This is a genomic window from Saccharopolyspora aridisoli (assembly GCF_004348445.1).
Taxonomy (GTDB): Bacteria; Actinomycetota; Actinomycetes; order Mycobacteriales; family Pseudonocardiaceae; genus Saccharopolyspora; species Saccharopolyspora aridisoli.
Genome location: NZ_SMKV01000001.1, coordinates 117,871 through 144,096, shown reverse-complemented (window position 1 = coordinate 144,096; position 26,226 = coordinate 117,871). Strand labels below are relative to the sequence as shown.

Genomic DNA, 26,226 nt, shown 5'->3' with positions numbered 1-26,226 from the left:
AGCTGTGACAGCCATCACCTGAGCCGTCCAGCGGGACCACTGGGGAGGTCTGATGCAGGCGATGCAGGGCGGGCGGCCCACTCTGCTGGGCGTTCGCACACCACGCGTCGAGGACGACAGGCTGCTCACCGGCCGAGGCCGCTACGTCGCCGACGTCGTGCTGCCGGGCATGGTGGAGGCCGCCTTCGTGCGAAGCGACGTCCCGCACGCCGTCGTGCGTGGCATCGACAAGACCGAAGCGCTCGGCTCACCCGGTGTGCACGCGGTGTTCGGCGGAGCGGACCTGGACCTCGACGCGGTGCCCGACCGGATGCCGTGGGCACGGGCGGTGCAGCACTTCCCGCTCGCGCGCGACCGGGTCCGCTACGTCGGCTGCCCGCTGGCCGTCGTGGTCGCCGAGGACCGCTACCTCGCCGAGGACGCCGCCGAACTCGTCGACGCGGATCTACAACCCCTACCCACTGTGGATTCAGTCGACGATGCCCTGTCCCCCGACGCCGCGCTGCTGTACCCGGATTGGGGCGACAACCTGCTGCTGTCGGTCGAGCCCGACAACGCCGAGGTGGATGCCGCGTTCCAGCGGTTCCACACCGTCAGCGGAACGTTCACCACGAACCGCCACTCGGCGGTGCCGCTCGAAGGCCGCGGGGTGGTGGCCGAATTCCGCGACGACCGGCTGACGGTGTGGACCTCGACCCAGGCGGCCTACGTCGTGCGCGCCATGCTCGCCACCGTCCTGAGCATGCCGGAACGCGACATCCGGGTGATCACACCGGACCTCGGTGGCGGTTTCGGGCAGAAGAACCAGATCTACCCGGAGGAATACCTCATCCCGTGGCTGGCGATGCGGTTGCGGCGCCCGGTCCGGTGGATCGAGGACCAGCACGAGCACCTGATCTCCGGCACCCACGCCCGCGACACCGAGATCGACCTCTCAGCCGCCGTCCGCGAGGACGGCACGATCGCCGCGCTGCGCGGCCGGGTGCGCACCGACCTGGGATCCGGCGAGATCTTCCCCGCCGGGTACGGGCCGAGCCTGGTGGCGGTCGGCTCGCTGTGCGGGCCTTACCGGATCCCGCACCAGTCCATCGCGGTGCAGGGCGTGGTCACCAACAAGACGCCGACCGGCGGGTACCGGGGTTTCGGCGCCCCGGAGGGGACCTTCGCGATCGAGCGGCTGGTCGACAAGATCGGACGCGAGCTGGGCATCGACCCGCTGGAGCTGCGGCGCCGGATGATCCTCGCACCGCAAGACCTTCCCTACGAGACCGCCGCGGGCGCCCGCTTGGAGTCCGGCACCCACCGCGAGGCGTTCGAGCGCGCGGTGGAACTCGGCGAGCGCATGCTGGCCGAGGAACGGCGCGCCGCCGAACCCGGAACGCGCCTGGGCGTCGGTTACGCCACCTACCTCGAGGGCGTCGCCTCCACCATGTTCTCCATCACCGGAACTTGGAGCAGCCAGGACGCGGCGGACATCCGCTTCGACTCCGACGGCGGCGTCACCGTGGCCGTCGGGATCTCGGCGATGGGCCAAGGCACCCACACCATGGTCGCCACGCTCGTCGCCGAGTCGCTGTCGATCCCGATCGAGCAGGTCCGGGTCGTCATGGGCGACACCGACACGGCTCCGTTCGGCCTGGGCAGCTGGGCGAGCCGCGGCACGCTCGTGGCCGGCGGGGCGATCGAACGCGCATCGGAGGTGTTGCGGCGCAAGGGGACCGACATCGCCGCGCACCTCCTCGAGGCGTCCCCGGACGACCTGGAACTCACCGAGGGGCGTTTCCAGGTCCGGGGTAGCCCCGGCAGCGCGATCTCCTGGACCCAGGTGGCCCAGTCGGCTCTGAACCGGACCTTCGAGCTCCCTCCAGGTGTCGAGCCGGGCCTGGAGGCGCGCGCCGTCTACGAGCCGCCCGGCCTGGACCACGTGCCCCGCCCCGACGGCAAGATGAACGCCGCCGCCAGCTACACCAACGCCACTCACGCCGCCGTCGTCCGCGTCGACACCGACACCGGTGTCGTCGAGGTGGTGCGCTACGCCGTGGTGCACGACTGCGGCCGCGTCATCAACCCGCTGACCGTCGCGGGTCAGATCCACGGCGGGGTCGCGCAGGGCATCGGCGGAACGCTCTACGAACAGCTCCCCTACGAGGACGGTCAGCCGCTGGCCACCACGTTCGCGGAGTACCTGCTGCCCAGCGCACGCGAGATCCCCGAGTTGCTCGTCGAGGAGTTGGGCGGTCCCGCCCCGGAGACCCCGTTCGGCGTCAAGGGAGCGGGTGAGGCCGGCATCATCGGCCCGCCGGCGGCGATCGCCGGGGCGATCGACAACGCGCTCGAACCGCTGGGCGTCACTGGCATCGACACCACCCCGCTGACACCACCGGTGGTGCGCCGCTTGATCGAGGAGGCCCGCCCGTGAAGCCGCCGCCGTTCGACTACGTCCGCCCCGGCACCATCGCCGACGCGATCGCGCTGCTGGCCGCTGACGAGGACGCCAGGATCCTCGCCGGTGGGCAGAGCTTGCTGCCGATGATGAACTTCCGGCTGGCCCGGCCCAGCGCGCTGGTCGACATCACCCGCCTGCCCGGCATGGCCGAACTCCACCGCGACGGCGAGGAGCTCGTGATCGGGCCCGCCGCCCGCCAGCGGGCGGTCGAAACCTCGTCGTTGGTCGCTCGGACCTGCCCGCTGCTGGTGGACGCGCTCCGCCACGTCGGCCACCACCAGATCCGCACCCGGGGCACCGTCGGTGGCTCGCTGGCCCACGCCGATCCGGCGGCCGAGCTCTGCGCCGCAGCCCTCGCGCTCGACGCCGAGGTGGTGGCCACCGGTCCGGACGGCCGCCGCGCGCTTCCGGCAGCCGAACTGTTCCTGACCCCGTACCAGACGGCCCTGGCGCCGACCGAGATCATCACCCAAACCCGCTGGCCGATCCGACCGAACGCACGTCACGGGATCGCCGAGGTCACCCATCGCGCGGGCGATTTCGCCCTCGCCGGACTCGCAACCGTGGTCGAGCTCGACGGGCCCGAGATCACCCGGGCCCGGCTCGCGGCGCTGGGCGTCGCGGGCACCGTCCGCCTCCTCCCCGCCGCCGAGCAGGCGCTGCTGGGCCGCCCGCTCACCGCGGGATCGATCGACGACGCCGCCGAAGCCGCAGCGGAGTCGGTCGATCCGCCCGAGGACGTGCACGCCGACCCCGAAACCCGCCGTGCCGCGCTGCGCACGGCCACCCGGCGAGCCCTGGAGCAGATCGCCCATGCCTGACACCCCCACCGCGAGCTGCGACATCACCCTGACGGTCAACGGCCGCGAGGTCCGGCGCCCGGTGCCCGCCCGGCGGTTGCTGGTCGACTTCCTGCGCGACGACCTGGCGCTCACCGGCACCCACGCCGGCTGCGAGCACGGGATCTGCGGCGCGTGCACCGTGCTCATCGACGGTGAGCCCGCGCGGTCCTGCATCACCCTCGCGGTGCAGGCCGACGGCTGCGAGATCACCACCGTCGAGGGACTCACACCGGAGGACGGGTTGAGCCCGATGCAGCAGGCGTTCAAGGAGTGCCACGGATTGCAGTGCGGTTTCTGCACTCCGGGCTTGCTGACGACGCTCGCCGCAGCCGAACCGGAGGACCACCCCACTGACGCCGACATCCGGGAACTGCTGGGCGGCAACATCTGCCGCTGCACGGGATACCAGCACATCGTCGACTCGGTGAACGAGGCGTGGGGCCGTTCCTGAGCCCCTGCCCGTTCTTCCCGCTCTGGAGTTGTCAAACAGCAAGTCCGCCAGGGCATGCCGGAGGCGGGGCGACCGGCGTCGTCGTGTCACTGTCATCGCGTCATCACTCCCGTGGGATCTCGCCCACCTCGCCGTTCGAACTCCTGTACCCAGGGTGCAACGAGCCATTCGAAGATGCGAGCGAATGGCGATCGCTGGATGGGGTGATCCAGCAAGGAGCGAGAGCAGCGGGCACGACGTGCTTTCAGCGCACCACCGATGAGGGCTCGCGAGAGGCCATCCCCGCCAAAGGCTCGGGAACCGACCCCACGCACACCACACCCAGCCTCCGGGTCGCGCGCGTCATCGACACGTAGAGATCGCTGCGCCCGAAACCGCCGCCCCCGAGGATCGCAGCGGGTTCCACGATCAGCACCGAGTCGAACTCCAACCCCTTGGCCTGGCCAGGCTCCAGCACCACGACCGAATCGGTCAGATCGACCGGCAGACCCGCGCCCACCGCGGAAGCGAGCTCGCTCACGAGGTCCGACGGCGCGATGACGGCGAGCTGGCCCTCCGCGTGCCCGGCCACGACTTCGCCGACCAGACCCCCCAGCGATCCGCGGGGAACCCGCTCCAGCCACGGAACCTCGCCGGATGACCGGACCGAGCGCGGCGGCCGCAAGCCGGTGCCGGCGAGCAGGTCCTCTGTCGCGGCCATGATCTCCGACGGAGTCCGGTAGTTCACCGTCAACTCGGCCAGTCGCCACCGGTCGGCCACGTGCGGCGCCAGCACCTGACCCCACGAGCTCGCTCCGGAAGGGCTGCCGGTCTGCGCGAGATCGCCGACCAGGGTCATCGACCGGGATGGGCAGCGGCGCATCAGCATCCGCCACTGCATCTCCGAGAGCTCCTGCGCCTCATCGACGACGACGTGCCCGAACACGGCCTTGGCGGCATCGTGCCCGAGCAGCGCGGCGGCCTCGTCGAGCAGCGGCACGTCGGCCGAGGTGCGCGGACCACCGCCGGTCAGGTCGGTCACCACCTGCTCGGGCGTCAGCTCCGGCCACAGCTCGTCGAGCGCACCCAGCACCCCGTCGTCGGCCAGCAGCGAGGCGCGCAGCGCGTCGCGGTCGGCGGAGTCGATCACCTCCCGAGGGGCGTCGTCATCAGGATCGACGATCACCCCGGCGGCCGAGAGTGCGTTGCGGTCAGCCGCGCTCAGCCGTCCGTCGGCGCTGCCTCCGTCCAGCGGGCGACCGTCCTCGCTGAGCACGAGCGATTCCATCCGCTCGACGAGCGATCCCACGAGCGAGCCGACGAGCTCGTCCTGGAACACCAGTCGCGCCTGGTTGTGCGGAAGTCCGGCTTCGCGCGCCTTGCACACCGCCCGGCGGCACGTCGCCGGATCCAGCGACAGCACCTGCTCTTCGAAGGTCACCTCCACCGGCTCATCGGGAACCCGGACCCGCGAGCGGATCGCGTGGGCGACCTCCTCGGCCATCCGGGCCGATCCCTTGCGCTCTGCGTCCGGATCGGCGGACTTGGCCTCGAGGACACCGCCGAGTTCGGCGATGGTGGAGGCGACCACCCGGTTCTCGCCGAGACCGGGCAGCACCTGCCCGATGTAGTCGAGGAAGATCCGGCTCGGTCCGATCACCAGCACTCCCCTGTTGCGCAGGTGCTCGTGGGTGTAGAGCAAGTAGGCGACGCGGTGCAGCGCGACCGCTGTCTTGCCGGTGCCCGGCCCGCCTTGCACGACCATGACACCGCGCTCCGCCGAGCGGATGATGGCGTCCTGCTCGGCCTGCAGGGTCGTGACGATCTCACGCATCCGGCCGGTGCGCTCGGCTGTCACGGCCGCCAGCAGCGCGGCCTCACCGACCAGGTGCTCCTCGGTGCCGTCGGAGTCCAGCAGCTCGTCGTCGACGGCCACCACGGCCCGGCCCCGCGTGGTGATCCGGCGCCTGCGCCGGACTCCCTGGGGATCAGCCGCCGTGGCGGTGTAGAAGGCGCGGGCCAGCGGCGCTCGCCAGTCGACCAGCAGCTGCTCGTCGTCGGCTTCGCGGAACACGCCGATCCTGCCGATGTAGGCGCTCGTCCCGTCGTTCATGTCGAGCCGACCGAAGCACAGCCCGTGCTCGATCCCGTCCAGGCGCGACACCTCGGCCTTCCAGACGGCGACGGTGTCAGGATCACCGCCGGCTTCGACCCGGTCGGCCGCCTGTGCGCGCAGAGCGTCCACGTGGGCGTACAACTCGGTCAGGTGCTCCTGCTCTAAATCGAGCTCATCGCCGCTCAAAGCCCCAGGTCTCCCATGTTCGGACGTTCGACCAGCACAGAGTGCCCGAGAGCGTTCGACAATTCCAGTCGCACCACGTCGTCCGGTGTGGACGGAGGCCGGGCAGCGGGGTTCCGGACGAACGGAACCACCAGCGGTTCACGGGCGCACGAGGGCAGGTCCCGGCATGCGCCCAGCAGCTGATCCCCGCGCGTCGGGAGCTGGTGAACGAGTGCTTGGATCGGGCTGGCGCCAACCACGAGGAGGAACAGCACCATGATCGCCGCACGCGGGACCTCGGTGGAGATCCCCACGCCGGATGGCGTGGCAGATGCGTACCTCACCCACCCGGAGGGCGGCGGGGTGCACCCCTCGGTGCTGCTCTGCATGGACGCCTTCGGACTGCGGCCGCACCTCTGCGCCATGGCGGACCGGCTGGCCGCGGAGGGGTTCACCGTGCTGGTGCCCAACCTGTTCTACAGGGCGGGCCGGACCCCGGTGTTCGAGTTGCCCGAGCTCATCGACCCGGGCGCGCGGCCGGAGATCTTCCAGACCATCGGCCCGATCATGCAGCAGCTCACGCCTGAGCTGACGATGCGCGACGCCGGTGCCTACCTGGAATGGCTGGCCGACAGCCCGCTGAGCACCGGTGAACCGGTCGGGGTCACCGGTTACTGCATGGGCGCGGCGATGGCGCTGCGCACGGCGGGGACCTATCCCGAGCGCGTGGCCGCGATGGGCGGTTTCCACGGCGGCAACCTCGCCACCGATGCGGAGGACAGCCCGCACCTGGTTGCCGGGAAGATCACCGCTGAGCTGTACTTCGGCCACGCCGATCAGGACCACGCGCTGCCACCGGAGCAGATCCAGCGGCTCGACCAGGCGCTGATCGAGGCCGGCATCCGGTTCCGCACCGAGGTCTACGAGGGCGCGCCGCACGGCTACACCCAGGCCGACACCGCCGCCTACGACGAGGCGGGGGCGCAGCGCCACTGGGAGGCTCTGCTGGAGCTCTTCCACCGCACTCTGCGCTGAGCGGCATCGTCAGCGCCCGCCCGCCCGGCCGCGCGCGGGGCCGGCGTTGTCAGTCCGCGCCGTCGCCCGCCTCGGGGACGCCGGCCAGCTCGTGCGCTCTGGTGTTGCAGGGCCGGCAGGTGGGCCACAGCCAGCCGATGTCGGAGTTGTCGGCGGTGACCTCCTTGGAGCACAGCGTTCGCACGGTGACGCCGTGGTAGCCGTGGCGGGGTTTGGGGTCGGTGGTGGCGTGGCGCTGCCCCTCGGCGGGCACCCAGCTGAACGGATGCGGCCGGTACATCAGACCACCGCTTCGCGCGAGCGCTGTCCGAGGCACGGCCACCCGCCCCCGGTCGATTCGATCATGCCCGCCACGATCTTGAACGGTACCCGAACAACGAGCGATCACACGCAACCCGTACGGAGTAGTAGATCTCTCCGCAAGCACGAGAGACCATCCGAGACCACCACTCGTGGTGACGATTCCGTGAACCTCCAGGGCCTTCGGAAGCCGCGAACATCCCATTTGCCACCTCGCCCATCACGGGCGGTCATCGTCGCGACGCCGCGGGTGGGAGGTCAGGGAAGGGTCAGGATGCGAGGACCGCTTGAGGTGATCGCCACGGTGTGCTCGGAGTGGGCCGTGTTGGAGCCGTCGGCCGAGCGCAGGGTCCAGCCATCGGGGTCGGTGACGATGCGGGCGGTGGTGCGCGCGAACCAGGGCTCGATGGCGATGGTCAAGCCCGGCTGCAGCTTCATGCCCCGGCCGGGCTTGCCGCGGTTGGACACGTGCGGACCCTCGTGCATGGTGCGCCCGAGACCGTGCCCGCCGAACTCGGTGTTGACCGGGTAGCCGTAGTCGGTGGCGACGGCCTCGATCGCAGCCGAGATGTCGCCGAGCCGGTTGCCCGGTTCGGCGACGTCGATCGCCGCGCGCAGCGCCTCCTCGGTCGAGCGCACCAGCCTGCGATCCTCTTCCTCCTCGGCTCCGACGATGACCGTGCGAGCGGCGTCGGCGACCCAGCCGTCGATGCTCACCGCGAAGTCGGCGGTGAGCACGTCGCCGTCGCGCAGCACGTAGTCGTGCGGCAGCCCGTGCAGCACGGCGTCGTTGACCGACAGGCAGATGACGTTGCGGAACGGCCCCTCACCGAAGGACGGCGAGTAGTCCCAGTAGCAGGACTGGGCGCCGCGCTCCTCGACCCGGCGGCGCGCGTGGTGCTCCAAGTCCATCAAGTTGACGCCGACCTTCGCCATGTCCCCGACCTCGGCGAGGACCTCGGCGACGAACGCACCGGTGACGCGCATCTTGTCGATCTCGGCCGGCGTCTTCAGCTCGATCACTCGTACTCCTACGACTCTCAGTCCCGGTCTCGGTATTTTAATACCAAGAGTAGCACTTGCAGGTATTTAAATACCACCGTAGCCTCCGAGTCGTGGTACGGCTTCCTCTCACCCCTGCTCAGGTCGAGTCCGGCGCGCGCGTCGGCAAGGTGCTGCGGGACGCTCGCGCAGAGCGCGACGCTGTCGAGATCGCCCGCGCGGCGGGGATTTCTCCCGAGACGCTGCGCAAGATCGAATCCGGTCGGCTGCCGACCCCGGCGTTCGGCACCGTGGTGGGCTTGTGCGATGCCCTGGACCTCCCGGTGCACGAGGTCGCCGAGGCCTGGCGCGGCGGAGCGAGCCTGCGCAGCGCCTCCTGATCCTCAGCGCACGCGACGGGCCCTGAGCACCACGTCGTGCGGGTGGTCCTCCTTGCCGGGCCCGGTGCGCGGGCGGGTCTCGTCGACCTCCACCTGCCAGTCCCCGTCGAGGAGCTTGGCGACGTCGGCGGGCATGACGTACTCGGCGGGGTCGAACTCGGTGTCGGGCGGGAACCCGGCGGGGTCGTGGCCGACGTAGAGAAGCGTGCCGCCTTGGGCCACAGCGGCCAGCAAGGCGCGCACCGGCTCTTCGCCGCGCTCCTTCTCCAACGCGAAGTACTGCGCCGAGACGAGGTCGAACGAACGGGCCGGTGGGTGCTCCGCGGCCAGGTCCGCGCGCACCCACGCGATGTTCGCGGCGACCTCCGGCGCGCGCTCCGCGGCGACCGCGGCACCGCGTTCCACGGCGACCCGCGAGATGTCGGCCGCGGTCACCTCCCAGCCCTGCCCGGCCAGCCAGATCGCGTCGCCTCCCTCACCGCAGCCGACGTCGAGGGCCTGACCCGGCGGCATGCCGGTGACCTCGGCGACGAGGGCGTCGTTGGCGGCGCCGCTGAAGAGCCGCTCCTGGCTGCCGTACCGCTCGTCCCACTCCGCTGCGCTCATGTGCTCCTCCTGGTCGTGCATCACACCGTGTCGGCTGTCGCCCATCGCGATCTCGCAGGTCCGGGCCTCCGCCGCCGCGCTGAAGGGATCTCGCGCGGACGCCACGGCGCGGGCAGTCTCCTCCTCGATCAGGTCCATGTTGATCATTCCTCCGACTGTCGCTCCGGCAGCTGCCGCGACGATCACGGTGGCGCGCAGGTCGGTCGTGTTGCCCGCGACCCACACGCCCGACACGGCGGTCCGGCCCATCTCGTCCGAGGGGATGTACGTTCCCCCGCTGGGGTGTGGCTCGGGTTCCAGCCCGAGGCCGGCAGCAGGTTCCGACCGGGCGACCATGCGCGGAGCCACCGCCAACGCCCGCAGCGCAACGACGCGCCCACCCGCCAGGCGGACTCCGGTCAGCTCGTCGCCGACGACATCCAGCTCCTCGACCGGCTTCGCGACGACGTCGATCCCGCGAGCGGCGAGCTTCTCGGCGTCCTGACCGGACGGCACTTCGGACCCGTTGAGCAGCAACGTGATCCTCTCGCTCCACTGCCGGAACAGCAGGGCCTGGTGCACGCTCATCGGACTGGTCGCCAGCACGCCGATCGGCTCGTCGCGGAACTCCCAGCCGTGGCAGTAGGGGCAGTGCAGCACGTCACGACCCCACCTCTCCGCCAACCCCGGCACGTCGGGCAGTTCGTCGCGCAGCCCGGTTGCCAGCAGCAGCCGCCGCGCGCTCACCCGCCGGAGATCGGCCGTCTCCACGACGAAACCCGAGCCCTCGCGACGCGCCGAGACCACCTGCCCCGTGGAGATCTCTCCCCCGTAGCCCGACACTTCGCGGCGACCCGCCGCGAGCAGGTCCGCGGGCGCCTCGCCGTCGCGCGAGAGAAACCCGTGCATGTGGGCGGAAGGGGCGTTGCGGGGCTGCTCGCCGTCGATCACCAGAACGCTGCGACGCGCCCTCCCCCAGCATCAGCGCTGCGTTCAACCCTGCTGCGCCACCCCCGACGACGACCACGTCATACCTGGTCAGACCCTCGTTCTCCATCACTGACCACCTCCAGCGACCACCATGCCCACCCCGCGCGCCAATCAGCAACGTTCTTTGCCACTTCAGCAACAAGCGGGTGAGTCCCGCCCCTCGGGACGTCCCTGAACCATGATTGACACCCTCGTTCGAGCACTGGTTCCATCATCGGCATGACAGCGAACATCGCTCTGGTCGAGCGCCGCTACGTGGATTGCCTCCGCGTCGCCAGCGCCCGCTGTCGCTGACTCCTCACCGCCGCTGACCTGATTCGAGCGGCGTCTTCCCCTCACCTCCCCCTTTTTCGCGACGTTGCCGCGTCGCGCCTGAATCACCTCGGCGATTCATCGAGAAGACAGGTCTGCTAACTGTGCCTTCCTCGCCACGACGTCCTCTGGGACGCCGCGACTTCCTACGCCTGGGTCTGTCCACATTGCCCACCGCAGCGGTCCTCAGCGGATGCGCCGCCTCCTCCGCCGCCCCGCGCGGCGAGACGACGGTCGTCCGCTACCAAGGATGGTCGGGTCAGGTGACGTTCCCGGAGCTCGCCGCCGATCTGGGCTTGCTCGGCGACGTGCACCTGGAGTGGATCGGCAACACCACCAGCGGGCCGCAGGACATCCAGGCCACCGTGACCGGTGACATCGACATCGGCGGCGCGTTCAACGGCTCGATCCTGCGGCTGGTCGCCGCCGGAGCACCGATCACCGCGGTGGTCTCCTACTACGGTTCCGACGCGCTGAGCAACGCAGGGTACTTCGTGCTCGACGGAAGTCCGCTGCGCGGAGCGGCCGACCTGCACGGCGCGGCGGTCGGCATGAACACCGTCGGCGCGCACCACCAGGACGTGCTGGGGATCTACCTGCGCCGCAACGGCTTCTCCGACTCCGAGATCCGCGACGTGCAACCCGTGGTGGTCCCGCCAGTGAGCTCCGAGCAGGCGCTGCGCTCCGGTCAGCTCGACGTGTCGACGATGACCGGAGCGGTCTCCGAGAAGGCCAAGGCGCGCGGCGGGATCCGCACGCTGTTCACCGACTTCGAGCTGCTGGGGGCCTTCAGCGCAGGTTGCTACGTGCTGCGCGACGAGTTCATCGCCGCCAACCCCGGCACCACTCGCGCACTGGTCGCCGGCATCGCGAAGGCGGTGCGGTGGTCGCAGACCCGCCCTTACCCGGAGGTCGTCGCCCGCTTCACCGACATCATCCGGCGACGCGGCCGCAACGAGGACACCAAGACCGCCGCGTACTGGCGCTCCAGCGGGGTGGCGGGCCCCGGCGGGGCCATCGCCGCCCGCGAGTTCTCCCACTGGCTGGAGCGGCTGGTCGAGTCCGGGGTAATCCAGCCCGGCGCGGTCGACGTCTCCCGCATCCACACCAACGAGTTCAACCCGTTCGCCTAACACGAAGAGGCACACCCATGACAGACATCGTTCTGCACGGCGTCACTCGATCCTTCCGAGGACGCGACTCCGAGATCACCGCGCTCGACGGGGTCGACCTGCGCATCGAGCCGGGCGAGCTGGCCGTCATCGTCGGACCCAGCGGCTCCGGGAAGTCCACGCTGCTGGACCTCCTCGCCGGGCTCGACATCCCCACCAGCGGGCAGATCCGCATCGGCGGCGAAGCCATCAACGGCCCCGGGCTCAACCGGGGCGTGGTCTTCCAGCAGTACGCGCTGCTTCCCTGGCGAACCGCTCAGGCAAACGTCGAACTCGGCTTGGAGGCCAACTCCGCGTCCAAGGCGCAGCGCCGGGAGCGGGCGCGCGAACACCTCGACCTGGTGGGGCTCGCCGACTTCGCCGGGCACTACCCGCACCAGCTCTCCGGCGGGATGCGCCAGCGCGTCGCCATCGCCCGCAGCCTCGCCTTCGACCCCGACGTGCTGCTGATGGACGAGCCGTTCGGCGCGCTCGACGCCCAGACCCGGGAACGCCTGCAGGAACAGCTGCTGGACATCTGGCAGCGCACCGGCAAGACGGTCGTGTTCATCACCCACGACATCGACGAGGCCGTCTACCTGGGCCGCACGGTCACGGTGCTCACCTCGCGACCCGGCCGCGTCCGGGAGACCGTGGAGATCGACATCTCCGAGCGCGCCAGCCGCGAAGACGCCCTGCGCAGGCCGGAGTTCGCCGAGCACCGGCACCGGATCTGGACGCTGCTGCACTCCGCGCCGGAGGTGCTCGGCGTTGGCTGACACGCTCACCCCACCTCGACCGGCCACCGGATCCGCAGGCGTGCGGGCCCGTCGCGCCGCTCGGTCGTCGGTGGCGATCCTGGTATTCCTCGCGGTGTGGGAGCTGGGGCCGCGAATCGGGCTGGTGGACAGCATCTTCCTGCCCCCGGCCAGCCGGGTGGCCGCGACCTGGCTCGAACTCGCCGCCGACGGGCAGCTGTGGGAGAACCTGGCTGCGAGCCTCGCCCGCGCGCTGACCGGCTTCACCATCGCGCTGCTGATCGCGGTACCCCTGGGGCTGGTCATCGGCTGGTACCGCACGGCGGACGAGCTGCTCACACCGCTGCTGGAGGTCTTCCGCAACACCGCCGCCCTGGCGCTGCTACCGGTGTTCGTGCTGCTGCTCGGCCTGGAAGAGACCTCCAAGATCTCGCTGATCGTGTTCGCCTGCGTGTGGCCGATCCTGCTCAACACCATCAGCGCCGTGCGCACCGTGGACCCGCTGCTGATCAAGTCCGCGCGGTCGCTGGGGTTCGGCTCGGCGGCGGTGTTCGGCAAGGTCGTCCTGCCCGCTTCGGTGCCCTCGGTGTTCACCGGCATCCGGCTGGCCGCGGCCGCCTCGATCCTGGTGCTGGTCGCCGCCGAGATGGTCGGCGCCAAGGCCGGCCTCGGCTACCTGATCAACGCGGCGCAGTACAACTTCGAGGTCCCGCAGATGTACGCCGGGATCGTCACGATCTCGCTGCTGGGCATCGCGTTCAACCACGCGCTCACCGCCGTCGAGCGGCGTCTGTCGCGCTGGCGCAGTTGATCCTTCCCGGGCGCGGGAAGGTCCCGCGCCGGGTGCACACCGATGGAGGAGAACCCGTCATGACAGCTATTGCCAAGCAGAAGAGCCCTCTCGACGTCGTCAAGCTGGGGGCCAACATCGGCGCCCGCATCGACGACGTCCGCTTGGGCGGCGACCTCGACGCCTCGACCGTTGCCGAGATCCGTTCGGCGCTGCTGGCCCACAAGGTCGTGTTCTTCCGCAACCAGCACCACCTCGACGAGATCGGTCAGCAGGAGTTCGCCTCGCTGCTGGGCGATCTGACGCTCGCGCACCCGACGACCACGAGCCGCGCTATCGGCAACATCCTGCCGATCGACTCCGAGTACGGCAAGGCCAACAGCTGGCACACCGACGTCACCTTCGTGGACCGGGTACCTGCGATCAGCGTGCTGCGCGCCGTGCAGCTGCCCCCCTACGGCGGCAACACCACGTGGGCGAACACCGCCGCCGCCTACGAGAGCTTGCCGGATCCGCTGAAGGCACTGGTCAACGAGCTGTGGGCGGTGCACACCAACGACTACGACTACGCCGCGCGGGTGGACGAGACCCGCACCGGCGGGGTGGACGTCAAGGAGCGGACGCACCGCGCGGAGTTCGTCTCCGACCTCTACGAGACCGAGCACCCGGTAGTTCGGGTGCACCCGGAGACAGGTGAACGTACCTTGCTGCTGGGGCATTTCGTGAAGCGGTTCGTCGGGTTGCGCAGTTCTGAGTCGCAGGCGTTGTTCCGGTTGTTGCAGGACCGGGTCACCAGCCTGGAGAACACCGCCCGCTGGCAGTGGCAGCCCGATGACGTGGCGATCTGGGACAACCGCGCGACGCAGCACTACGCCCTCGCCGACTACGACGACCAGGCGCGCAGGATGCACAGGGTGACCGTTGCCGGCGACGTCCCGGTCTCCCTCGACGGCCGCCGAAGTGAGACCCGGGTGGGCGATCCGTCCGCCTACTCCGCCCTCCCGGCCTGACGCTTCCGAACAGCGGGCAGTTCTGGTCCGAACCTACCGAACATCTCAGTCATTGATCATCGACGGTTCGGACCAGGACCGCCACTTTGGCAACACCCCGGAGCATCGGGCGACCGGTCGCAGCGGCAGCGAAGAGAGCTTGCGCGAGTTCAAGCCGGTGGCGCGAAGAACTCCAGTGCGATGTGGTCGGGGTCCCGGAACTGCACTCCGGAACCGTAGTGGGCGTCGACGATGCCGCCGTGCTGGATGTCGAGGTCGTCGAGGCGGTGGCACCAGCTCTCCAGCTCGGCCCGGTCGCGGCAGGCGAAGGCCACGTGGTCCAGTCCGGTGCGGTGCTCGTCGAACGCCCCGCCCTTCGCGCCGCCGGGGTGGGTGTGCAGTCCGAACAGCTGTCCGTTGGGCAGCGCGAAAACGGTGTGGTGGAAACCGCCGCTGGTCTCGTCCTCGTCCAGGACCGGTTCGGAACCGAGCAGGGCCCGGTACCAGCGGGTGCTGCGTTCGAGATCGGACACGGTGATCGCCACGTGCGTGATGGGTGGGAACTCGGCCATGCCAGCCTCCTCGGGAACTGCGCCGGGAGAGCGGCAGGACCGCCCCGGCGCGGTGTTGTTCTCATGGTGCCCACACCGCGCCGGTCTCGGAACCTCCGTCGAGTCGCCCTTTCGCGTCAGGCGGGTGACTCGGTCATCGGATGAGAGGCGGGTCGCCCCAGGGCTGGTCCAGTGCGGCGCGCAGGGCGGTGACGGCGTCGTGGCCGATGCGGGCGGCGAGTTCGCTTTCGATGGCCTCGATCGTGCGCAGCGCCTTGTGGTGGACGCGGGCGCCTTCCTCGGTGACGCGGATCAGCCGGTTGCGGGCTGACGTGGGGTCGGGGACCTGTTCGAGCAGACCCATCCCGATGAGCCCGTGCACCGCTTGGTGGACCGACTGGCGAGTGGTGCCGATCCGTCGGGCCAGTTCGGCGACGGACGTTCCCGCGGCGTCGAGGCTGGCGAACACGGCCGCCTGCCCGACCGTGACCGGCTGCTCGCCGGAGTGCCGCATGCTGTTGTGCAGCGCGTCGTCGAACCAGCGCTTGGCCGCTGCCAGCAGTTGCGGCACGTTCGGCGGGATGTCGTCCATGATCCTCAGCTTTCAGGAGCAGTCGGGGTACACGATCGCACGATCTCCCGCCCGGTGGTTCACACCGCGCCGACCGTCAGGTATCTTGACGTCATCAGCGGCCTGAGACGAGGGGGATCATGACGATCGAGTTCGCGACGCAGCACCGGACGCGCTCGAAGATCCCACCTGAGCCGGGCAAGCCCTACTTCATCGAGAAGGGGCAGGGCGACCGCGCGCACCTGTTCGGGGACCTGTTCACGATCTACGCCGGCGGCGAGCAGACCGAGAACACCTTCAACTTCTTCACCTGCGAAGGCCCGAAGGGCGACATCATCCCCGCGCACTCGCACCCGGACACCTACGAGGTCTTCTTCATCACCGACGGTGCCGTCCGGCTCTTCGTCGAGGAGACCAGCGGCGGACAGCACGAAAAACTCCTGACAGCGGGTGATTTCGGGTTCGTGCCGAAGAACTGCCCGCACGCCTACCGGATCGAACGCCACCACAGCCGCATCGTCGGCGTGGCGGCCGGACCGGGCGGGACCTTCGAGCGGTTCTTCGAGAACCTGGGCGCTCCCACGGACGAACCGGGATTGCCGAGCGCACCGGTGGTTCCCGAACCGCACAGGTTCAGCACCGTGGGCGAGCGCTACGACGTCCGATTCCTGCCGGACCACCGGTGGCGCACTCCGTCGGCGAGCGAGCAGCGACCATGACCAGCACCGAGCCGCTTCCGGCCGCGACGGCGATCGATGGCACACCGGGAATGCTCCTGCGCGCGGTGCCCTGCGCGACTCCACACGGGTTCCGCCCGCTGCTGGCGGACGTCCACCTTCCACCGGTGCGGAGACCGCCGGTGGTGCTGTTCCTGCACGGTGGGGGCTGGCGGCTCGGCTCGCGGACCTCGTTCTGCCCGACCTGGCGGGACTGGTCACCGAACCCGTTCGCGCGGCTCGTCGCGGCGGGCTTCGCCGTCGTCTCGGCCGACTACCGGCTCAGCGGTGAGGCCGTCTTCCCAGCGCAGCTCGACGACGTGACCGCCGCTGCGCACTGGATCCGTGACCGCGCCGCCGATCTGGGGGTCGACGCGGAACGGATCGTGGTGTGGGGCGAGTCCGCGGGCGGGCACCTCGCCGCGCTGCTCGGTCTCACCGCCACCCGGAACGCGCCGAGCGCGGTGGCGGGCGTGGTCGACTGGTACGGGCCGAGCGACCTGAGCGCGATGCCTTCGCGGGACGACCCGAACTCACGGGAGGGGCAGCTCCTCGGAGCCGCGGCCTCGCAGGTGCCGGATCTGGCAAGAGCGGCCAGTCCGGTGTCGCACGTGCACGCCGCCGCTCCCCCGTTCCACCTCGCCCACGGCACCGCGGACGACGCCGTTCCCGCGCAGCAGAGCCGACAGCTCGCCGACGCGCTGCGCGCGGAGGGCCGCCCGGTCGAATGCGAGCTGGTGGCCGAAGCCGGACACCTGTGGCGCGGGCCGGTCGACGGCCAGCGGATCTTCTCCCGCGCCCTGGAGTTCGCGCAGCGGGTCACCGCCCGCTAGCGCTCACGGTGCGTTGAAGCGCGACTGGGTCTTGTCCACCTCGGGCAGGGCTTCGATGACGCTGCCCAGGTGGGTGCGCATGGCCGACTCAGCGGCTTCGGCGTCGCCGGCGCAGATGGCTTCGATGATCGCCAGGTGCTGCGGCAGCGAGACCGAGGGACGTCCCGGGTGCATGGCCAGGCGGAACTGGTGCCGGACGTTCTGGCCGCGCAGCCGCCCGAGCACCGCGCACGCCGTCTCCTGGCCGCTGATGCGCAGGATCAGGGCGTGCAGGCGCTTGTTGATCTCGGAGTAGCCGAGCACGTCGCCGGCGGCGACGGCCTGCTGCATCCGCTCGCCGATCTCGCGCAGCTCACCGTGCTCGTGCTCGGTGGCGCGCTCGGCCGCGCGCGCCGCGCACAGGCCCTCGACGACCATGCGGACCTCGGTGATCTCGATGGCTTCCTGCAGCGACACCGCGCGCACCCGAGCGCCCCGGTTCTGGATGCGCTCCACGAGGCCCTCGGTGGTCAGCTGGACGAGAGCGTTGCGAACGGCGGCGCGGCTGGCGCCGAACTGCTCGGAGAGCTCAGCCTCCACCAGCCGCTGGTTCGGGGCGAAGTCTCCGCTGGTGATGGCTTCGCGGATGGCGTCCACGACCGGAGCCTCCTGGCCGACGTCGTCCCGCTTCGCTGTGGTCACTACCCCTACCCCGAGATTGATAACAATTTTGTCCACCATTCTAGCGGGCGGGGTCCGCGCAGGCCCGCACCAGCCTCACCAGGCGGGAGATCGGTGCGCGGATCAGTCCGCGAGGAAGTCCCCGACGAGCTTGCTCGCCACCGGCCGGTTCTCGTGGAAGTAGGCGTGGCGGAGACCGGGCAGGACGTGCGCTTCGGCTTCGAGGATGCGCTGGGCCAGGAGTTCGGCGTTGCTCGCCGGAGTCATCCGGTCGTCGGCGCCGTGTTGGGCGAACCGCTCGTCCAGCTGCTCCCAGGCGTTGTGGCCGTTGCTGGCGGCGAGGTGGTGGCGGCGGGCGTGCGCCGACATGTCCCGGTCGCCGACAACCGTGCGCGGACCGTCGTGCGAGGCCAGCCACTCCGGGCTGCACATCAACTCCAGCAGCGCTCGTTCGGGCTGCTTGCCGGTCGGTCTGCGCGAGGGCGCGGCGGACCGCGGCGTCGCTTTCGACGGCGTGCGGGCCACCCGGCGAGGTGCAGCCAAGACCAGCCGCCGCACGCGATCGGGATGGGTGATGGCCAGCCACTGAGCGGTGCGACCACCCATGGACGTGCCGTACACGTCAGCCGAGTCGATGCTGAGCGCATCCAGCACGGCGATGACGTCCTCGGCGAAACCCCCCGTAGAGCAAGGCCCATCGGGCCGGTTCTCGCTCGGCGATCTCCGAGAGGAGCGTTTTCGACCCTGGTCTCTGAACTGGTCGCGAGCCGCACGGATCGAGGGGCCGCGACTCGTGGACAGTGCGAACTCATCGCCCGCGACGCCGCCGACGGCACCCACCAGCACGTCGTCCGCGCGCTTTTCATCTGCGCGGGCGGGCGCTGGTGCTGCGTTCCTCCGCAGCACGAATTCCGCGGTGGCAATGCGGGAGATACCCGGCGGCAGAGTCGAACCGCACGACTGCGATCTGATGACGCGGCAACGCGAGGTCCGCGAGGAATCACCGAATTCGGTCTTTGACCGTGACCGGAAAGCACGTGCGGCTCACCGAACACGACGCCTACGCCTGGACGAACGCGCACGACACCCACCCGATCAGCCCGCGGGACCGAGACCTCATCAGCACGCACGCAATGCCAGCACCTCGAATTCGTTCAGCGGTGTTTCCGCGCTCTTCCCAGACGCGGGGCTGATTTCGGCAATCCGCCGTGAACAACGGGAAGAACGGTGACGAGGAGCCGACGTGTCTTGATCTGATCAGTTCGTCCTCTCCTGTTCCGGACCGGGATCGATCTATGATCCGAGCAACTTTCGGATTCGGACGAGAGGAACGATCGCTTGATGAACACTGTGGACAGCACGCCCCGCCCCCGCCGGGTCGGGAAGATCGCTGCCAGCGTCGCGGGAGCCGCGGTCCTGCTCCTCGCGCTTCCGCCGGCGATCGCCGCCGCCGACCCGCCCGCCGCGCTGCCCACCAGTGCTGCCGATGCGGACGCGAAGTGGCAACCCGCCTTCGACTACGACGGGGACGGTTGCTACCCGACTCCGGCGATCGGGTCGGACGGCACCATCGCTCCCGGCCTGGACACCACCGGTGCGATCAACGGCAGCTGCCACGACCAGTCGGACCTGGACAACACCAACTCCTACTCGCGCTCCAAGTGCAACAACGGCTGGTGCGCCTACGTCTACGACCTGTACTTCGAGAAGGACCAGGCCGTGGACGGCAGCGGGCTCGGCGGACACCGCCACGACCTCGAACACGTCATCGTGTGGGTCGAGAACGACGAGGCCAAGCACGTCTCGACCTCGGCGCACGGCGACTACTCGACCTACCCCGCCAACGAGGTTCAGTGGGATGGCACCCACGCCAAGGTCGTCTACCACAAGGACGGCGTGAGCACCCACTGCTTCCGGCTGGCCGGCGCGGACGAGCAGCCCGAGAACCACTACGGCGCCTGGCAGTACCCAGCTCTGGTGAGCTGGGAGAATTGGCCGGACACCGGCCTTCGCGACAAGCTCACCTCGGCCGACTACGGCAGCGCGAGCCTGGCCATCTCCGACGGCGCCTTCATCGGCAACCTGGAGAGCGCCAAGCCCGAGGGAATCGCCTTCGACCCCAACGCCTGATGCGACGAAGCGGGGACGTCACCCCGCATAGGTGCGCACCGGGAGCCCTCGCACCCCGGGGTCGGTGGCGAACACCGCACCGGCACCGGGGTGGTGTTCGAGGTCGGTGTCGACCTGCGAGGTGGTGATGTAGAGCCGGTCGAGGTCCTCGCCGCCGAAGGTGCACGCGGTGACCTTCGGAGCGGGGACCTCGACGACCTCGGCGAGCGCTCCGTCGGGCGTGTAGTGGCGGACCGCTCCGCCACCCCAGAGGGCGACCCAGACACCGCCTTCGGCGTCGACCGTCAGCCCGTCCGGGGACCCGTCGGCCCGGTCGATGTGGGCGAACGGCCTCCTGTTGACCAGTTCTCCGCCCTCGAAGTCGAACACGTCGACCCGCTGGGTCGGCGTGTCGGCGTAGTAGGCCCGCGACCCGTCCGCCGTCCACATGAGACCGTTGGAGATGCTGACCTCGCGCACGACCGGTTCGACGCGGCCGTGCGGATCGAGGCGGTAGAGGGTTCCGGCGCCCGGTGTTTCGTCGTAGGCCATGGAGCCGCAGTAGAACGCGCCGTCCGGGCCGCAGCCGCCCTCGTTCATCCGGACGTCGGTGCCGCTCCACAACTCCGGCAGCACCTGGATCTGCTGCAACGCGTCGTCGGCGAAGGCGAACCCGCGATCCAACGCCAGCACCGCTCCGCCGGATTCCCTCGGACGCAGCACTGCCGCGACCGAGCCGACGTGGCGGCGCTGGACCTCACCGGAGGCCTCGAGGGTCAGCACGTCACCGACCAGCATGTCCACCCATCGCAGCCCCGGCCAGCGACCGAACCACACCGGCCCTTCGCCGTGCCCGGCCAGCGGAGGGGTGACCTGCTCCAGCACCGTTGAACCTTTGCGACGATTCATGGGCGCAGCAGGACCTTCCCGGTGGGCACCGACGGGTCGGCGAGGACGTCGAGCGCCCGCCCGGCATCCTCCAAGTCGAACTCGTGCGTGATCAACGGTGCCGGGTCGAGCCGGCCAGCGGCGAACGCGCGGACCGCGTGCGCCCACGCGCGCGAGCAGGCCCCGAACACGGTGTGCACGGTGACCGCCGCACCGACCAGCTCTGCCGGGGTGAGCGGTTCGCGCTCCTCCGGTGCGATGCCGGTGAGCACGGTTCGCCCGCCGCGCCGGGTGGAGCGCACCGCGAGCCGCCCGGTTCCGGACGCGCCCGCGGCTTCGAGCACGACGTCGAATCCGTCGCCGAGCTCGTCGGGGGTGCGGAAATCCGTTGCGCCGCACGCCTTGGCGGTTTCAGCGCGGTCGGTTCGCGGATCGACCACCACGAGGCTCCCGGCACCGGCCGCTGCGAACAGCTGGGTGGCGAGCATGCCGAGAGTTCCACCTCCGATGACCGCGACGCTCTCCCCCACCCCCACACCTGCCTTGAGCACCGCCGAGGCCATGCACGCGGCCGGTTCCAGCAGCGCGGCGGCGCGCAAGTCGGCTTCGTCGGGCAGCGGGTGCAGCAGCCGGGCGGGGATGCGGAGGTGGTCGGCCCACGCGCCGGGCTGGGTGAAGCCGGTTTCGTCGTACGCGGCCGAGCACAGGCTCGTGTCCCCTTCGCGGCAGGCCGTGCAACGGCCGCAGTTGCGGAACCCCTCGCCCACCGCCTTGCGGCCGACCAGCGCCGGGTCCACGCCAGCTCCCGCCTGCACGACGGTCCCCGACCACTCGTGGCCCGGGATGACGGGGTAGGCGACGAACTCCGGCGGGCGGGTGCCGTGGTAGACCTCCAGGTCGGAACCGCAGATCCCGGACCAGGCGACCTCGACGAGGGCTTCGTCCTGGCCGGGCGGCTCGGGTTCGGCCGCGACGACGCGCAGCTGGTGGGGAGACTCGATACGGACTGCGCGCGGCATCGCTGCTGCAACCCCTTCCGATGGCGTGACGACTCCGCCGCCGAGCCTGCTCGGCGGAACGGCCGTTGTCCAGTGGCTCATCGCCTCGACCCCGGGCAGTTCGGGTCCTCACCAACCGGCTCGATCGGACTTCGCTCATGGGCGGTTCGGACCAGGACTGTCCGCCTCCAGCGGGTGACCTCCGGTCAGGCCCGGGGTGTTCGGCCCGGGACCGTGATGCGGTACTGGGCCATCTTCCGGTAGACCGTGGCCCGGCTGACGCCGAGCTCGCGGGCCGCCTCGCCGACGGTGGTGCCCGGTTCGGTGAGGCAGCGGATGATCTCGTCGCGCTCCACCGCTTCGAGCCTCGTCAGCGGCCTTCCTGGCCCGGTGAAGACCTCCGGCGGCAGGTGGTTGAGGTCGATCAGGTCGGCACGACCGGAGGCTTCGCGGACGACCTGGCGCAGCTGGCGGACGTTCTCCGGCCAGTCGTAGGAGTTGAGGGTCCGGGTCGCCGAAGCCGTGAAGGCGACGTCACGCCGCCGCTGCTGGCGCGCGAAGTGCCCGGCCAGCGGCTGGATGTCGTCAGGCCGGAACCGCAGCGCGGGCACCTCGACCACGGTGTCGACCAGCCGCCTCAGCTCCTCGGGCATGGCCTCGGCCGATTCCGCGGTGAGCACGTAGGGCCGCATGCCGCCGACGGCTCGCACCTCCCCCAACCGCTCGGCGAGCTCGCTGATCACCCAGGCGGGCAGCCGGTCGACGCCGGAGATGATCACGCAGGTGCTTTCCTTGCCCAGCTCCGGCGTCCACAGCTCCAGCCACGCCTCGACGTCGTCGGGCGCGGGCGGTCGCACGCTGAGCACCCGCTCGCGGCGCAACTCCCGGCGGGCCAGCGAGGCCAGCGCGGTCTTGCCGGTTCCGGGTTCGCCGACCACGGCGACCGCGCGGTCGTTGCGGAAGGCCGAGCGCGCTTCGGCGAAGACGTTGCGCCACCCGGGCGTGAGCACCGAGGCTTCCGGCGCGCGCATCCGGTCGGCGTAGACGCGGAACACCTCGCCGCGCGGCATCGGGTGCGCGCTGCGCCCGGCACCCCGGGCCAGCATCAGCGCGGTGGTGTTGCCCGCCGCCGACTGGGCGAGCGCCAGCAGCAGTTCGGAGGCCGAATCCGACCAGGTGGTGAGGTTGACGCTGCCCGCTACACCACCGCTGACCGGGTCCAGCACGGGGGCCGCCGCGCAGGTGTAGCCGCGCAGTCCCGCGCAGAAGTGCTCTTCGGCCCGCACCAGGGACGGGGCGCGGTCGGCCAGCGCCAGGCCGAGTCCGTTGGTGCCCGCGTTCTCCTCGGCGAAGTAGAAGCCCGGCGCGAGGTGCACGCGGTCCAGCGATCGGTTGATCGTGCCGTCCTCGCAGATGCGGCTGAGGACCAGCCCCTCCGGGTCGGTGATCATCATGCTGACCGGTTCGTTGGCGAGGGTGGCCTGCAGTCCCCGCAGCACAGCGGTGCCGCACTCGTAGAGCAGCGATCCGGTGTCGACCGAGCCGGTGAACACCGGGCGCATCTCCTCCGCGCTGATCCCGTACCGCTCGCTGCGCCGCCAGGACGCCCGCAGCCGGGGAGTGACGGTGGCCGGGCAGGCAGCGGGGTCGGGCGCACTCCGGTGCAGGTGCATCTCGAACCTCCAAGTGACGCGTCGTTGCGCCGGTGGGCTCAGGGTAAGCGCGAGAGGCGGCTGTCATCACCGATCACGCTGTCTCAAAGTGAGACACGCGGACGCTCCGTGGGGCTCTGACCGCTCTTACCGTTCCCTCCCGACGTGCCACGGATGCCACGTAGCGGAGGATGCAGATGTACAGCAAGGACGGCGAGAACTACTTCATCGTCGATGCACACGTCGCGCTCTGGGACGCGCGTGCCGAGAACCAGCGCAACATCCACGGCAAGCAGTTCATCGACTGCTTCTACGACTACCACCGCAACCTCAGCCCGACATCCGAGGTCTGGCCCTACGAAGACTTCCTCTACCAGGGCGGCGAGCGGCTGATGCGGGACCTGTTCACCGACGGCTACGTCGACCACGCGATCTTCCAGCCCGCGCTGCTGAGCGCCTTCTACGGCAACGGTTTCGGGCAGACGGAGGAGGCGTTCGCGCTGGCGCAGCAACATCCGGACAAGCTGACCTACAACCACTGCTGGGACCCGCGCTTCGAGCAGGTCGGGCTGGAGCAGCTGCGCCGCGACGCCGAGCGCTTCGACCTCAAGGGCGTGAAGCTCTACACCGCCGAGTGGCAGGGTGGTTCGCGCGGCTACAAGCTCGACGACCCGTGGACCTACCGCTACCTCGAGGCCTGCCAGGAGCTGGGCGTCCGCAACATCCACGTCCACAAGGGTCCGACGATCCGGCCGCTGGACCGCGACGCCTTCGACGTCGCCGACGTGGACCGGGTCGCCACCGACTTCACCGACCTGAACTTCGTGGTGGAGCACTGCGGTCTTCCGCGCCTGGAGGACTTCTGCTGGATCGCCACTCAGGAGCCCAACGTGCACGCGGGCCTGGCGGTGGCGATGCCGTTCATCCACTCCCGGCCGCGCTACTTCGCGCAGATCATCGGCGAGTTGCTGTACTGGCTGGACGAGGATCGCATCCAGTTCTCCAGCGACTACGCGATCTGGACGCCGAAGTGGCTGATCGAGCGGTTCGTGGACTTCCAGATCCCAGCTGACATGACCGAGTACGCCCCGCTGACCACGGATCAGAAGCGCAAGGTCCTGGGCCTCAACGCCGCCCGCATGTACGGCATCGAGGTCCCCGCGGGGCTGGACGTGGCCGAGAAGGCGGGTGTCTGAGATGACCGCCGGACTGGAGAGGTCGGCGTGGGAGGCGCTGCACCAAGTCATCGACCCGGAACTGGACGAGCCGATCACCGACCTGGGGTTCGTGCGTTCGCTGCGGGTCGACGACTCCGGTGAGGTCGAGGCGCACCTGCGGTTGCCGACGTCGTTCTGCGCCCCGAACTTCGCCTACTTGATGGCCTCGGACGCCAAGGACGTGCTGCGCGAGCTCCCGGGCGTCACCGGGGTGCTGGTGGAGCTCGACGACCACCACGACTCGGAGCTGATCAACGCGGGGCTGGCGGGCGACGCCGGCTACCGCGACACCTTCCCGGGCGAGGCCGAGCAGGACCTGGAGGAGTTGCGCGCGACGTTCCGCCGCAAGGCGCACGCAGCGGCGATGGAGCGCGTTCTGACCAGGCTGCTCAAGGACCGGCCGGAGCTCGACGAGGCCGACCTGCACGCGATCACCGTCGCCGACCTGCCCGACGAGCCGGCGACGTGCTCGCTGCTGGACCGGCGCGAAGCCGTGGGGTTCGACAACTCCGCGTCCGCGCTGGTGCTGGTCGACGACGAGGGCCGGCCGTGCACCCCCGAGCAGGTGCCGTTCCGGCTGCGCTTCGCCCGCGCGACGCGCATCTCGGTGGAGGGCAACTCGCACTTCTGCCGCGGGCTGTTGCGCACCCGCTACCCGGAATCCGCGGCCGACCAGGCGCCGCGGGCCATGACTTCGGAAGGACTAGCGCGATGAGAGCAGTGCAGGTGGTCGGCTACCACGAGCCGATGCTGTTGACCGAGGTGCCGGTGCCGGAAGCATCCGGACCGCACGACGTGGTGGTCAAGATCGGTGGTGCGGGCGTGTGCCGCACCGACATCCACATCCTCGAAGGCCAGTGGGCCGAGAAGTCCGGTGTCGCACTGCCTTACACGATCGGGCACGAGAACGCGGGCTGGGTGCACGCGGTCGGCAGCGCGGTCACCAACGTCTCCGAGGGGGACAAGGTGATCGTGCACCCGCTGGCGACCTGCGGCTTGTGCCGGGCTTGCCGGTTCGGCGACGACGTGCACTGCGAGCAGTCGCTGTTCCCGGGCATCGACACCGCGGGCGGCTACGCCGACTACCTCAAGACCTCGGCGCGCAGCGTGGTGCGCATCGACGACGCGCTGGAGCCGTCGGACGTCGCGGCGCTGGCCGATGCCGGACTGACCGCTTACCACGCGGCGGCGAAAGCAGCGCGCAGGCTGCGCCCTGGCGACAAGTGCGTGGTGATCGGCGCGGGCGGGCTCGGCCACATCGGCATCCAGGTGCTCAAGGCGATCTCGGCGGCCGAGCTGGTGGTGCTCGACCGCCACCCGGACGCGGTGGAGCTGGCGACCGACATCGGCGCCGATCACGGCGTGGTGGCCGACGGCACCCACGTCGAGCAGGTCCAGGAGCTCACCGGAGGGCACGGTGCGGAGGCGGTCATCGACTTCGTCGGCGAGGGCGGTGCGACCTCCGACGGCGTGCGGATGCTGCGCCGCGCCGGCGATTACCACGTGGTCGGCTACGGCGAGAACATCAACGTGCCGACGATCGACATCATCTCGACGGAGATCAACTTCATCGGGAACCTGGTCGGTTCGTACAACGACCTGTGCGAGCTGATGGTCCTGGCCGCTCAGGGCAAGGTCCGGTTGCACACCAGCAAGTACCCGCTGGAGCGCTTCCAGGACGCCATCGACGACCTCGACGCCGGCCGCATCCGCGGTCGCGCGATCCTCACCCCCTGATCC

The 26,226-nt window shown here is 70.2% G+C and carries 26 protein-coding genes; 15 read left to right on the top strand and 11 right to left on the bottom strand.

Going from position 1 to position 26,226, the window contains the following annotated elements; translation table 11 throughout:
* Positions 1–52 precede the first annotated feature (52 nt).
* The 3 genes from E1161_RS00675 to E1161_RS00665 are packed head-to-tail and all read left to right on the top strand — an operon-like array spanning position 53 to position 3,739.
* The gene (locus E1161_RS00675; protein ID WP_132618405.1) at positions 53–2,419 is read left to right on the top strand and encodes a xanthine dehydrogenase family protein molybdopterin-binding subunit; all 2,367 of its coding nucleotides are present in this window, start codon (positions 53–55) and stop codon (positions 2,417–2,419) included.
* Positions 2,416–3,267, top strand: a complete 852-nt coding sequence (locus E1161_RS00670) for an FAD binding domain-containing protein (RefSeq protein WP_132618403.1) — start codon at positions 2,416–2,418, stop codon at positions 3,265–3,267. The genes E1161_RS00675 and E1161_RS00670 overlap by 4 nt, the downstream gene beginning before the upstream one ends.
* The gene (locus E1161_RS00665; RefSeq protein ID WP_132618401.1) at positions 3,260–3,739 is read left to right on the top strand and encodes a (2Fe-2S)-binding protein; all 480 of its coding nucleotides are present in this window, start codon (positions 3,260–3,262) and stop codon (positions 3,737–3,739) included. Before E1161_RS00670 ends, E1161_RS00665 begins: the two co-directional genes overlap by 8 nt.
* Before the next feature lie 244 nt (positions 3,740–3,983).
* Here the strand turns inward: E1161_RS00665 and E1161_RS00660 are convergent, their stop codons facing one another.
* A complete protein-coding gene (locus E1161_RS00660) occupies positions 3,984–6,020 on the bottom strand; it encodes a HelD family protein (protein WP_132618399.1) in 2,037 nt (678 codons plus the stop codon).
* Positions 6,021–6,275: 255 nt separating this feature from the next.
* On the opposite strand from E1161_RS00660, the gene E1161_RS00655 reads away from it, so the two are divergent.
* Positions 6,276–7,034 (top strand): dienelactone hydrolase family protein, encoded by a 759-nt coding sequence (locus E1161_RS00655; protein ID WP_132618397.1) that lies wholly within the window; start codon positions 6,276–6,278, stop codon positions 7,032–7,034.
* Positions 7,035–7,083: 49 nt separating this feature from the next.
* Here E1161_RS00655 and E1161_RS00650 read toward each other — a convergent pair whose 3' ends face one another.
* Together E1161_RS00650 and map are read right to left on the bottom strand one after the other, a co-directional pair.
* Positions 7,084–7,314, bottom strand: coding sequence for a zinc finger protein (locus E1161_RS00650; protein WP_132618395.1), 231 nt, complete (start codon positions 7,312–7,314; stop codon positions 7,084–7,086).
* 278 nt (positions 7,315–7,592) lie between these two features.
* Positions 7,593–8,357, bottom strand: a complete 765-nt coding sequence (map, locus tag E1161_RS00645) for a type I methionyl aminopeptidase (protein ID WP_132618393.1) — start codon at positions 8,355–8,357, stop codon at positions 7,593–7,595.
* Positions 8,358–8,449: 92 nt separating this feature from the next.
* Between map and E1161_RS00640 the strand changes: the two genes are divergently transcribed.
* Positions 8,450–8,716 carry a helix-turn-helix transcriptional regulator gene (locus E1161_RS00640; RefSeq protein ID WP_132618391.1) on the top strand — a complete coding sequence of 89 codons (267 nt, stop codon included), beginning with the start codon at positions 8,450–8,452 and terminating at the stop codon, positions 8,714–8,716.
* Between the two features lie 3 nt (positions 8,717–8,719).
* Here E1161_RS00640 and E1161_RS28475 read toward each other — a convergent pair whose 3' ends face one another.
* Complete coding sequence (locus tag E1161_RS28475) at positions 8,720–10,252, bottom strand: methyltransferase domain-containing protein (protein ID WP_328591196.1); 1,533 nt, start codon at positions 10,250–10,252, stop codon at positions 8,720–8,722.
* Positions 10,253–10,707: 455 nt separating this feature from the next.
* Here E1161_RS28475 and E1161_RS00630 point away from each other — a divergent pair, with 455 nt between their 5' ends.
* From E1161_RS00630 to E1161_RS00615, 4 genes are read left to right on the top strand one after another with little or no spacing between them, the layout of a single operon-like run.
* Positions 10,708–11,736 carry an ABC transporter substrate-binding protein gene (locus E1161_RS00630; protein WP_132618389.1) on the top strand — a complete coding sequence of 343 codons (1,029 nt, stop codon included), beginning with the start codon at positions 10,708–10,710 and terminating at the stop codon, positions 11,734–11,736.
* A 17-nt stretch (positions 11,737–11,753) separates the two neighbouring features.
* Positions 11,754–12,533: an ABC transporter ATP-binding protein gene (locus E1161_RS00625; RefSeq protein WP_132618387.1), complete on the top strand. Its 780-nt coding sequence runs from the start codon at positions 11,754–11,756 to the stop codon at positions 12,531–12,533.
* A complete protein-coding gene (locus tag E1161_RS00620) occupies positions 12,526–13,323 on the top strand; it encodes an ABC transporter permease (protein ID WP_207920026.1) in 798 nt (265 codons plus the stop codon). Before E1161_RS00625 ends, E1161_RS00620 begins: the two co-directional genes overlap by 8 nt.
* A gap of 59 nt (positions 13,324–13,382) precedes the next feature.
* Positions 13,383–14,312 carry a TauD/TfdA dioxygenase family protein gene (locus tag E1161_RS00615; RefSeq protein WP_132618385.1) on the top strand — a complete coding sequence of 310 codons (930 nt, stop codon included), beginning with the start codon at positions 13,383–13,385 and terminating at the stop codon, positions 14,310–14,312.
* 149 nt (positions 14,313–14,461) lie between these two features.
* Here E1161_RS00615 and E1161_RS00610 read toward each other — a convergent pair whose 3' ends face one another.
* Positions 14,462–14,863 (bottom strand): VOC family protein, encoded by a 402-nt coding sequence (locus tag E1161_RS00610; protein ID WP_132618383.1) that lies wholly within the window; start codon positions 14,861–14,863, stop codon positions 14,462–14,464.
* A gap of 133 nt (positions 14,864–14,996) precedes the next feature.
* A complete protein-coding gene (locus E1161_RS00605; protein ID WP_132618381.1) occupies positions 14,997–15,434 on the bottom strand; it encodes a MarR family winged helix-turn-helix transcriptional regulator in 438 nt (145 codons plus the stop codon).
* 119 nt (positions 15,435–15,553) lie between these two features.
* On the opposite strand from E1161_RS00605, the gene E1161_RS00600 reads away from it, so the two are divergent.
* Both E1161_RS00600 and E1161_RS00595 read left to right on the top strand, forming a co-directional pair.
* The gene (locus tag E1161_RS00600) at positions 15,554–16,132 is read left to right on the top strand and encodes a quercetin 2,3-dioxygenase (protein WP_132618379.1); all 579 of its coding nucleotides are present in this window, start codon (positions 15,554–15,556) and stop codon (positions 16,130–16,132) included.
* On the top strand, positions 16,129–16,962 hold the full coding sequence (locus tag E1161_RS00595; protein WP_207920025.1) for an alpha/beta hydrolase: 834 nt from the start codon (positions 16,129–16,131) through the stop codon (positions 16,960–16,962). Before E1161_RS00600 ends, E1161_RS00595 begins: the two co-directional genes overlap by 4 nt.
* Before the next feature lie 3 nt (positions 16,963–16,965).
* Here E1161_RS00595 and E1161_RS00590 read toward each other — a convergent pair whose 3' ends face one another.
* A complete protein-coding gene (locus tag E1161_RS00590) occupies positions 16,966–17,643 on the bottom strand; it encodes a GntR family transcriptional regulator (protein WP_235874681.1) in 678 nt (225 codons plus the stop codon).
* 102 nt (positions 17,644–17,745) lie between these two features.
* Entirely contained in the window at positions 17,746–18,462 is a 717-nt protein-coding gene (locus tag E1161_RS00585) for an alpha/beta fold hydrolase (RefSeq protein ID WP_235874680.1), read from the bottom strand.
* Between the two features lie 501 nt (positions 18,463–18,963).
* Here E1161_RS00585 and E1161_RS00580 point away from each other — a divergent pair.
* On the top strand, positions 18,964–19,752 hold the full coding sequence (locus E1161_RS00580; RefSeq protein ID WP_132618375.1) for an NPP1 family protein: 789 nt from the start codon (positions 18,964–18,966) through the stop codon (positions 19,750–19,752).
* Between the two features lie 18 nt (positions 19,753–19,770).
* Here E1161_RS00580 and E1161_RS00575 read toward each other — a convergent pair whose 3' ends face one another.
* The 3 genes from E1161_RS00575 to E1161_RS00565 form a co-directional block, all read right to left on the bottom strand.
* Positions 19,771–20,616 carry an SMP-30/gluconolactonase/LRE family protein gene (locus E1161_RS00575; protein WP_328591195.1) on the bottom strand — a complete coding sequence of 282 codons (846 nt, stop codon included), beginning with the start codon at positions 20,614–20,616 and terminating at the stop codon, positions 19,771–19,773.
* Positions 20,617–20,636: 20 nt separating this feature from the next.
* Positions 20,637–21,638, bottom strand: coding sequence for a zinc-dependent alcohol dehydrogenase (locus E1161_RS00570; protein WP_132618371.1), 1,002 nt, complete (start codon positions 21,636–21,638; stop codon positions 20,637–20,639).
* 185 nt (positions 21,639–21,823) lie between these two features.
* A complete protein-coding gene (locus E1161_RS00565) occupies positions 21,824–23,290 on the bottom strand; it encodes an AAA-type ATPase lid domain-containing protein (protein ID WP_132618369.1) in 1,467 nt (488 codons plus the stop codon).
* 176 nt (positions 23,291–23,466) lie between these two features.
* Here E1161_RS00565 and E1161_RS00560 point away from each other — a divergent pair, with 176 nt between their 5' ends.
* The 3 genes from E1161_RS00560 to E1161_RS00550 are packed head-to-tail and all read left to right on the top strand — an operon-like array spanning position 23,467 to position 26,223.
* Positions 23,467–24,465 carry an amidohydrolase family protein gene (locus tag E1161_RS00560; RefSeq protein WP_132618367.1) on the top strand — a complete coding sequence of 333 codons (999 nt, stop codon included), beginning with the start codon at positions 23,467–23,469 and terminating at the stop codon, positions 24,463–24,465.
* Position 24,466: 1 nt separating this feature from the next.
* The gene (locus tag E1161_RS00555; protein WP_132618365.1) at positions 24,467–25,201 is read left to right on the top strand and encodes a metal-sulfur cluster assembly factor; all 735 of its coding nucleotides are present in this window, start codon (positions 24,467–24,469) and stop codon (positions 25,199–25,201) included.
* Entirely contained in the window at positions 25,198–26,223 is a 1,026-nt protein-coding gene (locus E1161_RS00550) for an NAD(P)-dependent alcohol dehydrogenase (RefSeq protein WP_132618363.1), read from the top strand. Before E1161_RS00555 ends, E1161_RS00550 begins: the two co-directional genes overlap by 4 nt.
* The last annotated feature ends 3 nt before the right edge of the window (positions 26,224–26,226 follow it).